This is a genomic window from Segetibacter koreensis DSM 18137, from assembly GCF_000374045.1.
Taxonomy (GTDB): Bacteria; Bacteroidota; Bacteroidia; order Chitinophagales; family Chitinophagaceae; genus Segetibacter; species Segetibacter koreensis.
Map to the genome: position 1 here is coordinate 75,918 of NZ_KB893314.1, position 13,235 is coordinate 89,152.

Consider the following 13,235-nt stretch of genomic DNA (forward strand, 5'->3'; position numbering starts at 1 on the left):
AGCAGAAAAGGCTGCAAGTAGCTCAAAGTTGGTTAGAAGGCTCTGTAGGAGTTAAAAACGCATTTACCAAAACTTTATTGGTCTGAGAAAGCCTGCTTACTGCCAGGTATTGTTTTACTTTACTTAGCGGTTTCATTGCTATGGTGTACCATTTGGGCGATAAACCATTTGTCTTCCAGGCGCGGTAATCTTCCATATGGGCTACCAACCTGTGTTTAAATGTTTTGTTGCTGCATCCCCCGGCTCTCATGTGTACCAGGACGCCTGGCAAATATTGAACCTTGATGTTATTTAATAGCATGAACCTGAGCAACAATTCATAATCGGAAGAACACTTAAAATCGATATTGAAACTGCCGAACTTTTCATAGATCTCTTTTTTTACAAAAAAAGTAGGATGAGGAGGCATCCAGCCCTTGTAGAATAACTTCCGGCTGTACACACCTGCTATCCATTTTCTAAGCACTCTTTTTATATGATACGGATCTACCACTATCAGGTCTCCGTACACTGCATCGCAATCACCGCTTTCAAAAGCTTTCACCACATTTTCTATAACCCCGTTATGAGGATAAAAATCATCTGAATTTAAAATACCTACTATTTCGCCCCCGGCAATCTTTACCCCTTTATTCATAGCATCATAAATGCCTTTATCGGGTTCTGAAAGAATAGGTCCCTGGTGTCCAAAATGATTAACAAGGTGAAGCGTATTATCGGTAGACTGACCATCTACTACAATGTGTTCCACATTATGGTAAGTCTGGTTTTTAACCGACAAAATGGTGTCTTTGATGGTAGCCGCGCTGTTATAGGTAGCTGTTATTATAGAAACTCTCATTTTCAAATGGCGCTATTAACGAACATTTTTTTTGAAGGTAATCGATACCTGTTCAATTAATAATACTAGGTTATTTGCGTTAAAAATAAAACAACAATTATTACACCTTATAGACATTTAAAAAGCTAATAAGGTTGTAAGTATTACAGAATATGATATTTATTCTATAATACGTTGTTTTACTCTTTCTGCTGGATTTCCCTGGTAAATGCTATAGGATTCGAGATTTCTTGTAGCTACAGAACCTACCGTAAGTACCGCATGTGTTTTACAAATCACACCCGGACAAACAATTGAGTTCGCACCTATCCATACGCCGTCTTCCAAGACTACCGGACTGAGTTTTAAATCAAAGAATATTTTTTTATAATTGTGATTGCCTGTCAATAATACTGCTCCCTGGGAGATACAAACATTATTACCGATTGTTATTTGTGCAAGGCTATCTATCCATACTTTCTCTCCTATCCAAACGTCATCACCTATATGGAGAAACCATGGATACTTTATATTGACAGATGGTTTTATGACAACTCTACTACCAATTTTCGCTCCAAACTTTCTTAACAACCAACACTTAAAGATAGTAAAAACCGCCAATCCGTTGTTAAAAAAAATAACATTTATTATTAGCCATAACGATCTTTTCCACCGGGGGCCGGGATTATACCAACTATTATTATACTGTGCTAAATTTGTTCGTTTGTTTTTCTCTTCTAAGCTCAATTCCTTCATATTTTTTTTGAACGCCTACATATACATACATTAAAATAAAAATACACCCGTAAGAAAAAATATTAAATGTCTGGTGATGATCTAAAGTAGTGATAGTCTTCCAATGGAGATGATTGGCAACGCAGATAAGTACAATGCGGGTTATATTTAAAATACAGATAGAAGTAATACCTGTGATCATCCATTTCAATTTGTGTTTCCAGCTTCCATTATTGGCAAAAACAAAGGCAATCCAGAAACTCATAACGCCCCAGCCAAGGCACGAAGGATTTACACTGATACCGCTGGAATAACCAATTCGTAAAGTATGATAATTGGGTTGAGAAACTTCGTAGTGCAAGACCTGGAGAATAAGCTTAGCGCTGCCAGTAAGAAAAAGGGTAAGCCCCTTTACTATATTAATATGGTGATCAAGAAACGGAGAATACATTTTACCACCTACCCCTGTAATTCCCCTGTAAAACGGGAAGAAGAAATACAAAGCAAAAAAACACAATAGAAATTTTATAAAAAATAAGTAAGGTGACTTTTTATCGTATATTTTTTTCAACCCCTAAAAATTATAAATAAAAACTATTTATGAATAATGAAAAACCTTAACTCTCCCAACTTACAACAAAAAACGAAAAAGCAAAATTAAAAAATCATTAAGGAAGAAGGTGAAATTAAAAATGAATAGTGAAGAATGAAGAATGAACAATTAACAATGAAGAATTGTCAGCCAAAACTTATAACAACACTTACAACAATGCTCAATTAGTTTATCCGAACAGTTCCCTGTAACTTTTTTCTGCATCCAGGTTTTTGTAATACTGCACCGCTAACTGGTGTGCGCCGCTGCAATAGGTGTCGTATTCGGCCTGGTTCATATCTGCCAGATCGAGTAGTTTTGTGAGGCAATCCTGCATATCACTTATATCCACATTCACTCCTGCCCTCTTTTGTTGCAGGTCATTCCATGGAGTAAAATAGCTTGTTATAACCGGTCTGCCAACACTCAAGCTCTCATATAATGCATGGCCGAAATTTTCTCCCTTAGTGAGCAGAATTAGCGCATGGTATTGAGACAATACTTGTTGCACATCAGCAGGTTGTACGTCTCCTTTGTATTGTACCTTTCCAGGCATTTTTTGTATTATAGCTGTGCATTGCTGCCAATATTGTTCATCTATAACCGGACCGTACATATCTAATACAATATCTTTTTTTGTTAGTTGTATTAACTGCAACAGCAGCAATACATTTTTATGTTCGTTGATAAGTGATAAATACACCAGCGTTATGGTTCCTGGCTGTTTCTGCTGGTAAGAAATATTTTCAAATGGAACCTTGGGAATATTAGGAGCTACCACAACTCCCCTGTTGCCTGGAAAATGCTTTCTGATATCTACGGCTTCTATATTAGTAGTTGCATGCCAATGTGCTTTTTTAAGCAATCCTGTAAGCTGCAGGTATAGCAGGTATATTTTCTTTTTAAAACGCTTTCCTGAAAGTGCCCCTTTCTGTAACATACCACGCGGACAGATAATTAGCTTATAATTGTCACGTGTCTTTTTTAAAGTTAACAACGGTAGCAGAAAAAGCTTGTAAGAAAAAATTCCATTTAAATAAATAACATGCGGGGAGCTTTCTTTTATAAGACAATGCAGCTGTTGTTTGTTGAGACTTTTATAATCACTATAGAACACATTAATTACCTTTCCTGTTCCAGGTAATTTTACTGTATTCCATTTATTCATTTCTATACCTGCATAGGGAGTAGCTATATTAAGATCATAGGCTGTGGTGATAACATTAACATGATAATCATTTGCTAATGCCAATGCGAGGTTGGTTAAGGATTGAATGGGACCGCCGGCTTTGTAGCCAGGATAAAAGTAATCGTAAAAAATTAATAGCTTTTTATTCTCTTTCATTACAATAACAGGCAATCTTTAAAAGCACACAAACCTTTCCATTCTTGGAAACAGCGTATATTTTAAAAAAGTAAAAACAACAAAAGTGGTAAACATTCGCCCAAACATAAAAGTACCATCCATTTCAAAAAAAGAAAACTGCACAAAAAAAGCAGCTACAATTGCGTAATTAATTACAATATTGCCAGTAGATTTTAAAAGAAAAAACCTGAAAATTTTGGACCAAATAAAAGCAAGTATCGCAAGGGCAACGAACATACCCGGAATACCAAAATCAACATAACAATCAGCAAAATAACCAAGGCTAAAAGAAACGCCTTGCGCTCCGCTTAAATATCGTATACCTGTAAACCGGCTTGCCTTTATTGACGCATCATAAATGCCCTTATCAGGATCGAGTGCCCGGGGAACAGTTGTAAATGCTATCGTCTCGCGCCATACTGCTCCGTGTTGAAATGGCTCATTAGCGGGAACATTGTCCATAGCTCTAGACAAATGATAGACATACTGAAGCCGGTAAAAAAACTGTCCTATTCCTTCGGTGAAGGTTTCTTTATTTACAATAGAAAGTAAATCAGACAATTTACCAAAAGCCTGCTTTTCTGATACAGTCACTATCTGTTGTTTACTGCCTTCGTTTAGAAAGTTACGGTAATCGCCTTTCACTACAGTCCATACAACCGCTAAAGAAAACAACAGCAACGCTATAGCAATTCCCTTTACACTTACACTAAAGTTGATTGCGGTAATATAGGTCATGACAACAATGGCAGTATAAAAAAAGACTTCTTTAAAAGATGAGAAATAACTAAAGAAACCGCTGATAAAATCGAGTACAAAAGCTATCGCAAAAAAAATGCGATACTCTTTCTTTCTAAAGCTCAAATAACCCAGCAATACAAAGCCGCCCCATTTAAGTAAGGCAATGTTTAAAAATATTTGAGTCAGGCTTGTAAAGCCAAATGCAAGCCTGCTTAAAAAGGTGGATATAATATAAAGAACCAGGTACAGGTACAACACTTTCCTGGGATTGATTTTATTCAAAGCCTCTTCAAATTCCAAAGCTGATATGTGTATATTTTTATAAGCAACCTTATTAAAAACAAAACACATGACGACAATACCGGCTAAAGCACTTAGGTATGCTCTTACTGAGGAATGCGTAAGAAAATCCAGATCTCCTTGCCAAGCGCTGTTCACAAACAAAACATAAGTAATTACCTGCACCCAGTGAAACACCATGACGAAGGTAAAGACGTTTGGCAGGTACTGTTTCCAGGTAAGCGCTATTATGCCAATTAAAACGCCGTAGCCTGCTAACAGTAAACCACTGTGTTGTATAAATGCTAAAGACAGTGCTGATACAATTGCCATTAGTAGAACCAAACCACTTATATCAACCCGCTGCATGCACTTCATTTTTTCTAAATAACCTATTCAATTGTTGTATAATGGCAGAATAAGTGTGGTTTTGGAGAATTTGGAAAGAATTATCGCCCAACAATTTATAATCCTTTAAAGATAAATGAAGACAGCTTTGTAAGCTATTTATATCACCGCTACCAAAAACATAACCATTTACACCTGTTTGCACCAGGTCTTGTACACAGCCGCACTTGTCACTTACAATCACGCCGCGGCTGCATGCCATTGCCTCATTTACAGCTAACCCCCAGGTTTCACCCGGTCCTTTGGAAGGTAATACAAAAATATCTCCAAGGCGATAAACTACCGGCATCCCACTTTGATTTTGAAAAGGAATAAAAAAAATATTGGCATGTAACTTATATCTTTCCTTCAGTTCCGCTTCAAGGGCTCCATTGCCAACCATTATTAAAGCCGTGTCTTTTTGATTAAGAGCTACAAAAGCCTTTATTAAAATTTCAGGATCTTTCTTGCTGGTAAGTTTGCCTGCAAACAAAAAAACACAGTCGGTTTCTTTTATTCCCAGTTCTGACCGCCAGGCTGCTGCCTTACAGTCGTACTCTTTATCATTACCAGAAAAACGATTATTATCTATTGCATGTGGCGCAAACAACAACTGTTCTTTTTTCAGGCCATGTACCTGGTAATATTGTTTGTTTGCTTCTCCCACATACAGTGCATAGTCAACATAATGATAGACCCAGCGCAAAAACAGCCGCCTTAATAATTTTTGTATTGAAAAGCCTTGAGGTTCGTCTATTAAATTTGAATCTCCTCTAAACAGCACAGGAATTTTTCCATGAAAATACCGCAGAACCTTTAGGTGGCTTTTAAAGCTCCATCCAATTACAAGTACTGCATCAGCTTTCCATTTTTCTATTTCATCAATTAAAGTTGGATTAATAATTCCGTTAAAATGACGGGTACCAGGGTTGGAAGAAACATTCTTAACAAACGCAAATTCATATCCTTCAGTGAGAGGGATATCCCATGCAAAAGAAAATCCGAAATCAGGATCATGCACTTTTTCCTCTAACTGACTTTGTGTATAAAAAACCTTTATAGTAAAACTACCATTTTCCTGGTTTGTCAGCCGAAAAAGCGGAGCATTATATTGAATGGGATGAGTTGTTATCACAGCCAACCTTCGTGTTCGGTTCATATTAAAATAACTATCCTTATAAGTCATTAAACTGCAATCATTCTTCTCTCTGCACTTGTTTTACTAAATCTCTCCTTTAGCGCAATAAATCTTACTTCGAATGTAAAATAGCTTACTGATGCGACGATATACGAAGAGATAAAACAACCGAGCAAATTAAATAGAAAGTATGAGCTATTAAAATACTTTAAATAAAAAGAGTAGCAAATAATATGGTAAACATAGAGTCCGTAGCTTATTTTACCTGTGAAAAGTAGTGGCTTTGTAATTAAAAAATGGTTTAGGATATTATTTCTATTAAAATTAGTAACAATTAAAAGCAAAAAGTAATATACTGTTGCAATCAAAGTACCTTTAATGGCTTGTATAACAAATATCCCTTTGCCTCCTGCAAAAAGCCATAGTATCGTCAAAGCAACAAATATCAAAAATAACGTTATTGTATAGGCGTTGTTCCCTTTACTTGCTTTTCCTACCGTTTTTTCTTTTATAGCTAATATCGCCCCGATTGCAAGAGCGTCCATTGTTGAAAATGTGAAATAAAAAACATTAAATCCCTTGTACGTTAAAATGATCCGAACAATTATCGCAGTTATAATTAAAGCATAGATTGTTTTTAGAAGTTTAGCAGTAGACAAGTAATAAACAAGTAAAGGCCAGAAGAGATAAAAATGTTCCTCAACTGCGAGTGACCAATAATGTGGCGGACCGGTTATAGGGAGCCTGAAGGTCATGCAATAATTTTGAAGATATATCCAATAAGGCCAACTTAGTTTTAAAGAAACAGTTGTCGTATTTGCAATTAATGGAGCAACAAAAATATAAATACAAAGGCCGACGTAATATAATGGAAATATTCGTAAAGAACGTCTTATATAAAACGACTTAAAAAAATTACGATTTTCTTTACTAGCTAAAAGAATACGAGTAATAAGAAAACCCGATAAAACGAAAAATAAAATAACGCCTGTTTGACCAAAAACAGACGTTTTTACCAAAAAATTTATTAAACCATCTTTCGTAGCACGAACTCCTTCACAAAAATGAAAATACATTACCATTAGCGCAGCGATCCCTCGTACACCATCCAACTCTTTATGATATCTTAAAGTCATCAATTCGTGAAACCCGAAATAATTTTGTTTACTAAATCTACTAAAGTAGCTGTAACACTACTGGCTGAATATTTTTCAAACTCAATTTGATTTATTGTGTGGCAATTGTAGTTTTCCGCGTACAATAAAAATTCATCAAAGCTTTTTGGGAAACTTTTAAAAATGTTTTCTACATCGTTTTCTCCATCAAAAGCAAGCACCACACCTGCACCTGAACCTCGAATTACTTTGCAAGCAGAACTTTCTCGGTGCAAAATTGCCCATATTGGCTTTTGAGATAAAACAGCCTGGTATACTTTAGATGGTGTATAATGTGGTTCGGTACTGCCCAAAATAAACACCCCAGTGGCAGCATTTAGATGAACCAATACATCGAGATAAGGAATTCTTGCAGGATGTTCAAAGACATTTCTTTGCCATAACCCATATTTTTCTGCTATTGGTTTTATATTGTATCCATCGGGGTTATTTGGAGAAGTGCCTGTTCCTATGAAGTGTAATTCAAGGTCTTGATATTTCTCCTGTTGAGTATGAATAGCAGATAATACTTTTTCTAATGGTGCAAATGCTTTAGGGAGCATTGCCCCGGCATATACTACCTGTAATTTTTCACTATTTTTACTAAATAAATATGGTTTAATGTCTAATGATTTTACAGCATCATGATCCATTTTTTCACCGCCGTAGGGCATTGCCGCAAATATCGCATCCTTTACTAATCGGGGATTTCTTTCCTGCACTCCTTTATAATAACCCTCTGCAACGCCTGTTATCAAAGATGCTTTTTTAACGGCTATAGGTTCCAACAATTTTGCTATTTGTGTACTTAACCAGTGGCGTGAAAAAATTTTATCTGAGCCGGGAAATTCATGTACCCACGGATCAATGTAATCAATACCATACTTAATGCCAGTAGAGTCATGTAACAGGCGACCTAATAAAGCAACGTAAAAGGAAGGAATAGGAATATATAAAAAATCAAAATGTTCTTCTTTGATTAATTGTTTTGCTTTTGTATATAATTGAAAAAAACCACGTAAACCAATATCTCCCACAAGCCTTGGTTTAGTGGTTTTAAATGCCTTTACTTTTTCTATCCTTAAGCTTTGAGGTAATAATCTTTCAAGATGATAATCCAGCTTTTCTTCATAAAAATCTTCAAGTACGGTTAAGATTGTAGGTCGCCAATCATACGATGGCAGATGTTGTGCAAAAAGTCTTGAACGATGAACTGCCGCTAAGTTGGATGGTGGAAAATGCGGAGAGATTATTAGAATTTTATTGTTCAATTTTGGACTATTTCTTTCCACTTCATTTTCAATTTTACAGATTCGATTTCCCAGCTGTAAGCTTTTCCGTTCTCAAACCTTTCTAACTTTTGTAACGATAATTTATCCCATTGCTCGTAAACATTTATCATTTCCTTCTGTAGTTTTTCCTTATCAAACAATTCTATAATAGTTCCATGCTGGTTAAATTTATATATAAAACTTACCTGTGCACTTGTATCAGAAGCAATTATAAAAAGTCCTGCCTGAAAATAAGACCAGATTTTATTGGTTAAACAAATATTTCTATTTTCATCTGCACTTGCTGTATCGATTGCTAACCCTATATCAAATTCGCAAAGTTTACTATTCAAGTCTGTTTGTGATAAAGAAGAAACTATATGAATAAAGGGTTTCCCCTGCAAATGATTGTTATAAAATTCCTGTCTAATATTACCTATTAGTGTAATTTCAAACTTATCTTTTAAACTTTCAATTACAGGTAGTATCTCTTCTAATCCACGGTCTTTGTCAATGTTCTGTGAAAACCAAACTAATTGAATTTTGCCTGACGCCGTTATTTTTGAAGGTTTGAGAAACTCACTGTCTGGGAAAACGTTATTGATGATAAAAGTATTTGCTATTTTGTGAGGTAAAACATCAGAAGTAATTTTTTCTTTTATCAAGGGTGCAGCAAAAGAAACATAATTTGCAAATGGTAGTATTTTCTTTATCAATTGAATAGTAAGATTTGAAATAACGTTATTATTTCCCTCACCCGGATGATAATCTTCTATATCGATAGCAAAAGGAATGTTGTACTTTTTTGAATAATAATATGCCGGATAAAAAGCTGGGGGATTGTGGACTATTACAAGATCAGGTTTTACTTTCAACTTTTTTAGGGCCCAAATTAATTGTAACGATCTCCTGCTAATAGCATAAGAGACAAGGCTTGTTGCAGAAATACATTTGTACACTTTACGAAGAAAAACTTCTAAAGATGTACTTATGACCCAATTTATTAATTTTTCCCGACCGGCCGAAACGTAAATTTTTTCAACTCCGGCTAAATCATTTTGTATATGCTTTTCCTTTTCTTTTGTCCAATTGGGCAAATCAAAAGCGATATAAGTAACCTTGTAATTTGATGCAAGCGCTAAATTAATTTCTTTTCGACACCGTGGATTTGAGGCCAGGTTAGTACTTGTTATAAATAGAATATGATCTTTCAATCTCTAAAAAATTATTCTATTTATTGTTATAAACTGACAAAGTTTGCTCAACGACAGATTCAAAATCAGGAGGAGAGGCTATGTTCCCTTTTAATTTATCAAGTACGGTTTTATCTTCTATGATACCACTAAGAACCTTTCTGAGAGATGAAGTACTATTAAAATCAAAAAGCAATCCGTTATAACCATGTTGTACTTGTTCTGCAATACCAGCCAAATTAGCGCCTATGACGGGCACTTCCGCTGCAAACGCTTCTTGTATAACCAGGGGAGACATTTCAGCAACAGTGGACGGAAGAACTAAAGCATCAAATTGTCGTATTGTCGGTACCACATCCGTTGGCGTCAATAAACCCTTCCAAACAATATTATTACTTGCCTTCGTTTTGCTGTGAAGATTTAATAAATAATCCTCGTCATTCGTCGCTCCGAAGATGTCTAATACAATTTTATCTTGTGGTAAACCTACTATTGCATCTATTAATAAATGAAGTCCTTTGATGGGGTCTATCCTTCCAACAAAAACCAGTTTTACAGGTTCAGGCGTTTTGAGGTCCCTGACTTTAGAAGTCTGAATATTATAAGGTATTGCCTGCTTTATTATGCACATCTTATTTTCAGGAATCCCGTTCTTTAATAGAACTTCCTTGTACCAATCAGTTAATACTATGATCTTTTCGGAAAGACTAAATATTTCAAGCAAGTTACTCTGGAGTTGCTCTATAATAAAGGGATACGAAAAAGCTGTACCTATTGAATGATTTATCCTTCCGGTATTGATATTTAAATTATATAGAGGCATTGATGTATAGTATAATGCCTGCCGGCACATATTGCTGATTCGTTGCTTACTCAAAGCACACCTCGTACACCGTTCAATATCAATTAAACCGGAACAAGGTTCTTTGCCTTTGTACATAAGTGTACCGCTAAAACAACTATACCTGGCAAGATGCAGGGTAAAGATTATTCTTATTGCCATCTGTTTTAAAACCCTTGCATGATAAAGACCAATTCCACTACTCCCTGCCAATTCCTGTATGTGAACAATATCCGGATTTAATTCTTGAATCAATTTTTGAAAAGCTTCAATACCGTCTGGTGGCCTTTTTCCCATTATCACCGAGCGATCTCTGTTACCCTGTTCAGCATAACGCTTAACTAAAAGACCGTCATACTTATATTCGTACAATTCAAAACTTTTATAATTAGGGGTTACAATTGTCACCTCATGTCCTTTTGCCTTTAATGATTTAGCCAGAGCCCAGGTATAAACTTCAGTACCTGCCACCTGATCTGGCATAAAATGGTTTAGGCAAAAAACAATTTTCATTTAAAAAAGAGAATTTAAAATCATAAGGAAGAATAACAAAAAACAATAAAATTATTCTGTTTAAGAAAGTGCTTTCACAAAAAATATCATGAATCGTAAAAACAGACTTTACAGCTTAAAATTATTTTTTCTCCATGACTTTACTGCTGAATAATATTCATATTTTATCCCTACAGCCGCTGAAAGATATAATAGCAGTGATTTAATATTTTTATTTAATAAAAAATTTGTTCTTAAAAGATCCTTACTATTCTCTCCATTATATTTATATACTATTAGAGCTAATAAGGCAATATTCTTAGCAATGTTTTTGTTTCCCGTTGCCGAATAGTTTATGTGTTTTAATAAAGTTTTACAATAAGTGGAATAAACCGAAGAAAAATTTTTTAAATTATTAGTAAGGGATGTAGGTACAATTCTATAAACTGAGTCATATTCATTTAAAAATATAAATTTAAATTTTTTCGTTAGCCTTAACCATAAATCCCAATCTTCAACCCTTAGGGTTTCATCGTACATTCCAACTTCCTTTATAGCGTTCATTCTTACTAAATGTGAAGTCGACGAAATAAAATTTTTTAATAATAATTCTTCAAAGCCTAAGGTTTCCACCGAAGAAACATCAACTTTTATAGATTGGTAATAATCCTTTTGTAGGTAGTTGCCATGAACGTCCATTCTGTAAGGTTTACCAAAAACTAAAGCATAATCCTCTGTTAGTTGTTCCAATGTTTCTACTTGTCTGCTTATTTTGTTTGGTAGAATTAAATCATCAGAACCAATCATCTGATAATACTTTCCTTCGGCAATTTTAACTGCATTATTTAAAGAATAACAAATACCCCTATTTTCTGTATTTTTTAAAAAAATCACTTTAAAAGGAGCATTTATTATTTTCTTCTCAATTACTTCAACAGAATTATCAGAAGAACAATCATCAATAATTATTACTTCAATATTCCTGTATGTTTGATTAAAAACACTATCAATAGTTTCAGTAATAAATTCGGCTTTATTGTAGTTAGGAATACATATGGAAACTAAAGGAAGCATTTTTTATAAAAAACTAAAAGTCTGGTATTTTTCACATTTTAAAATTTAAATGTGTTTCTCTTATTAGGAGTTAGAAGATTTCAGCTTACACATAATGGATAAAGAGGTGTGTTCAAAAATTTAAAACATAAAAAAGGAAAAATAAAACCAATAAGACCTTTATTAATTTTCTATTATGATTGATTTAAAAAACTCGTTTTATTTCTATTTTTAAAAGTAAAATTATAATTATTCATTAACGGATTTGTACCATTTGAATTGCATTTATAAGACAAATAGATTTTTTCAGAAACTAAATTTAAATTACTAAATGGAATTTGTAGCTGTTTCATCAACTTTATGAGATCCATTAATTTCCCTTTCAGCAACGTATTCTTTATTAATAGTTTAATTACTGAAATATTAATATTTTTTTTCGCCAGCTCAAGTTCCTCCCCTTGTAGTGGGAAATATTCAGCGTTTACAATAATGCTGTTAATAATATAATTTTCTTTTAAGTTTGTGTAATTTTTAGTAACTCGTCTACTAGCCTGATCATCAGATTGGCGCCAAAAAGTATAACCGGTTGTTGTAAGTAAGACGGGATACTGACAAGCAATTCTTTTTTTTAAAAATGTGTCCCCTATAGCAAAATCATTGCTTAGACCTCCTATTTCTTTTAGCATGCTGATTTTAAAAAGTGATTCAGCAAAACCAACAGTACTAATAGGATAATCTGAAAAGTATATTAGTTTGGTAAGTTCAATTGGTTCAAATAAATAAGGAAGAACCGCAAAATCTAAACCACCCACACCCCAAATTGCAGCAGCGTTAGGAAATCCCTGCAAGTATTTTTGAAAACGTTCCAGGCTATCCTTATACAATATATCATCTCCATCAACAAAGATTAAGTACTCTCCCTTTGCTAATGATAAGGCCTTGTTGCGGTTAGGATACTCGCCTATGTTTACTTCATTTCGAAATGTGACTATTCGGGGATCTGAGAATTCATTGATGATTTGCCACGTATTATCAGTAGAACAATCGTCACCAATTATCAATTCAAAATTTACAAAAGATTGTGCCAGTACACTTTGAATTGTATGTCGTACCCACAATGCAGAGTTGTAGGTAATAGTAACGACTGTAAAAAGAGGATTATTTTGCATAACA

Annotated in this window: 12 protein-coding genes; all 12 read right to left on the minus strand. The window is 34.4% G+C overall.

The genetic code is table 11. The features are described 5' to 3' along the window. Nucleotides 1-22: 22 nt before the first annotated feature. Nucleotides 23-841, minus strand: a complete 819-nt coding sequence (locus B154_RS0100420) for a glycosyltransferase family 2 protein (protein ID WP_018610969.1) — start codon at nt 839-841, stop codon at nt 23-25. 159 nt (nt 842-1,000) lie between these two features. Then, complete coding sequence (locus tag B154_RS0100425; protein ID WP_018610970.1) at nt 1,001-1,576, minus strand: WcaF family extracellular polysaccharide biosynthesis acetyltransferase; 576 nt, start codon at nt 1,574-1,576, stop codon at nt 1,001-1,003. Further along, nucleotides 1,521-2,072, minus strand: a complete 552-nt coding sequence (locus B154_RS0100430) for an exosortase/archaeosortase family protein (protein ID WP_018610972.1) — start codon at nt 2,070-2,072, stop codon at nt 1,521-1,523. The genes B154_RS0100425 and B154_RS0100430 overlap by 56 nt, the downstream gene beginning before the upstream one ends. Before the next feature lie 265 nt (nt 2,073-2,337). After that, nucleotides 2,338-3,492, minus strand: a complete 1,155-nt coding sequence (locus tag B154_RS0100435; protein ID WP_018610974.1) for a glycosyltransferase — start codon at nt 3,490-3,492, stop codon at nt 2,338-2,340. A gap of 18 nt (nt 3,493-3,510) precedes the next feature. Beyond that, nucleotides 3,511-4,902, minus strand: coding sequence for a hypothetical protein (locus B154_RS0100440; RefSeq protein ID WP_018610975.1), 1,392 nt, complete (start codon nt 4,900-4,902; stop codon nt 3,511-3,513). Further along, the gene (locus B154_RS0100445; protein ID WP_026259863.1) at nt 4,889-6,079 is read right to left on the minus strand and encodes a glycosyltransferase family 4 protein; all 1,191 of its coding nucleotides are present in this window, start codon (nt 6,077-6,079) and stop codon (nt 4,889-4,891) included. Before B154_RS0100445 ends, B154_RS0100440 begins: the two co-directional genes overlap by 14 nt. 26 nt (nt 6,080-6,105) lie before the next feature. Then, on the minus strand, nt 6,106-7,194 hold the full coding sequence (locus B154_RS30385; RefSeq protein ID WP_018610978.1) for an acyltransferase family protein: 1,089 nt from the start codon (nt 7,192-7,194) through the stop codon (nt 6,106-6,108). Beyond that, nucleotides 7,194-8,504 carry a glycosyltransferase family protein gene (locus tag B154_RS0100455; protein WP_018610980.1) on the minus strand — a complete coding sequence of 437 codons (1,311 nt, stop codon included), beginning with the start codon at nt 8,502-8,504 and terminating at the stop codon, nt 7,194-7,196. Before B154_RS0100455 ends, B154_RS30385 begins: the two co-directional genes overlap by 1 nt. Continuing rightward, nucleotides 8,480-9,697: a glycosyltransferase family protein gene (locus B154_RS0100460; protein ID WP_018610982.1), complete on the minus strand. Its 1,218-nt coding sequence runs from the start codon at nt 9,695-9,697 to the stop codon at nt 8,480-8,482. Before B154_RS0100460 ends, B154_RS0100455 begins: the two co-directional genes overlap by 25 nt. A gap of 16 nt (nt 9,698-9,713) precedes the next feature. After that, nucleotides 9,714-11,000, minus strand: a complete 1,287-nt coding sequence (locus B154_RS0100465; RefSeq protein WP_169337631.1) for a glycosyltransferase — start codon at nt 10,998-11,000, stop codon at nt 9,714-9,716. Nucleotides 11,001-11,138: 138 nt separating this feature from the next. Beyond that, nucleotides 11,139-12,083 (minus strand): glycosyltransferase family 2 protein, encoded by a 945-nt coding sequence (locus B154_RS0100470; protein WP_018610985.1) that lies wholly within the window; start codon nt 12,081-12,083, stop codon nt 11,139-11,141. Nucleotides 12,084-12,256: 173 nt separating this feature from the next. Continuing rightward, a complete protein-coding gene (locus tag B154_RS30390; protein ID WP_018610986.1) occupies nt 12,257-13,231 on the minus strand; it encodes a glycosyltransferase family 2 protein in 975 nt (324 codons plus the stop codon). Between the last annotated feature and the right edge of the window lie 4 nt (nt 13,232-13,235).

Excerpts from the sequence above, each read along its gene's own strand:
- B154_RS0100420 (WP_018610969.1), bottom strand. The coding sequence starts at position 841 with ATGAGAGTTTCTATAATAACAGCTACCTATAACAGCGCGGCTACCATC.
- B154_RS0100425 (WP_018610970.1), bottom strand. The coding sequence starts at position 1,576 with ATGAAGGAATTGAGCTTAGAAGAGAAAAACAAACGAACAAATTTAGCA.
- B154_RS0100435 (WP_018610974.1), bottom strand. The coding sequence starts at position 3,492 with ATGAAAGAGAATAAAAAGCTATTAATTTTTTACGATTACTTTTATCCT.
- B154_RS0100440 (WP_018610975.1), bottom strand. The coding sequence starts at position 4,902 with ATGCAGCGGGTTGATATAAGTGGTTTGGTTCTACTAATGGCAATTGTA.
- B154_RS0100445 (WP_026259863.1), bottom strand. The coding sequence starts at position 6,079 with ATGAACCGAACACGAAGGTTGGCTGTGATAACAACTCATCCCATTCAA.
- B154_RS30385 (WP_018610978.1), bottom strand. The coding sequence starts at position 7,194 with ATGACTTTAAGATATCATAAAGAGTTGGATGGTGTACGAGGGATCGCT.
- B154_RS0100465 (WP_169337631.1), bottom strand. The coding sequence starts at position 11,000 with ATGCCAGATCAGGTGGCAGGTACTGAAGTTTATACCTGGGCTCTGGCT.
- B154_RS0100470 (WP_018610985.1), bottom strand. The coding sequence starts at position 12,083 with ATGCTTCCTTTAGTTTCCATATGTATTCCTAACTACAATAAAGCCGAA.
- B154_RS30390 (WP_018610986.1), bottom strand. The coding sequence starts at position 13,231 with ATGCAAAATAATCCTCTTTTTACAGTCGTTACTATTACCTACAACTCT.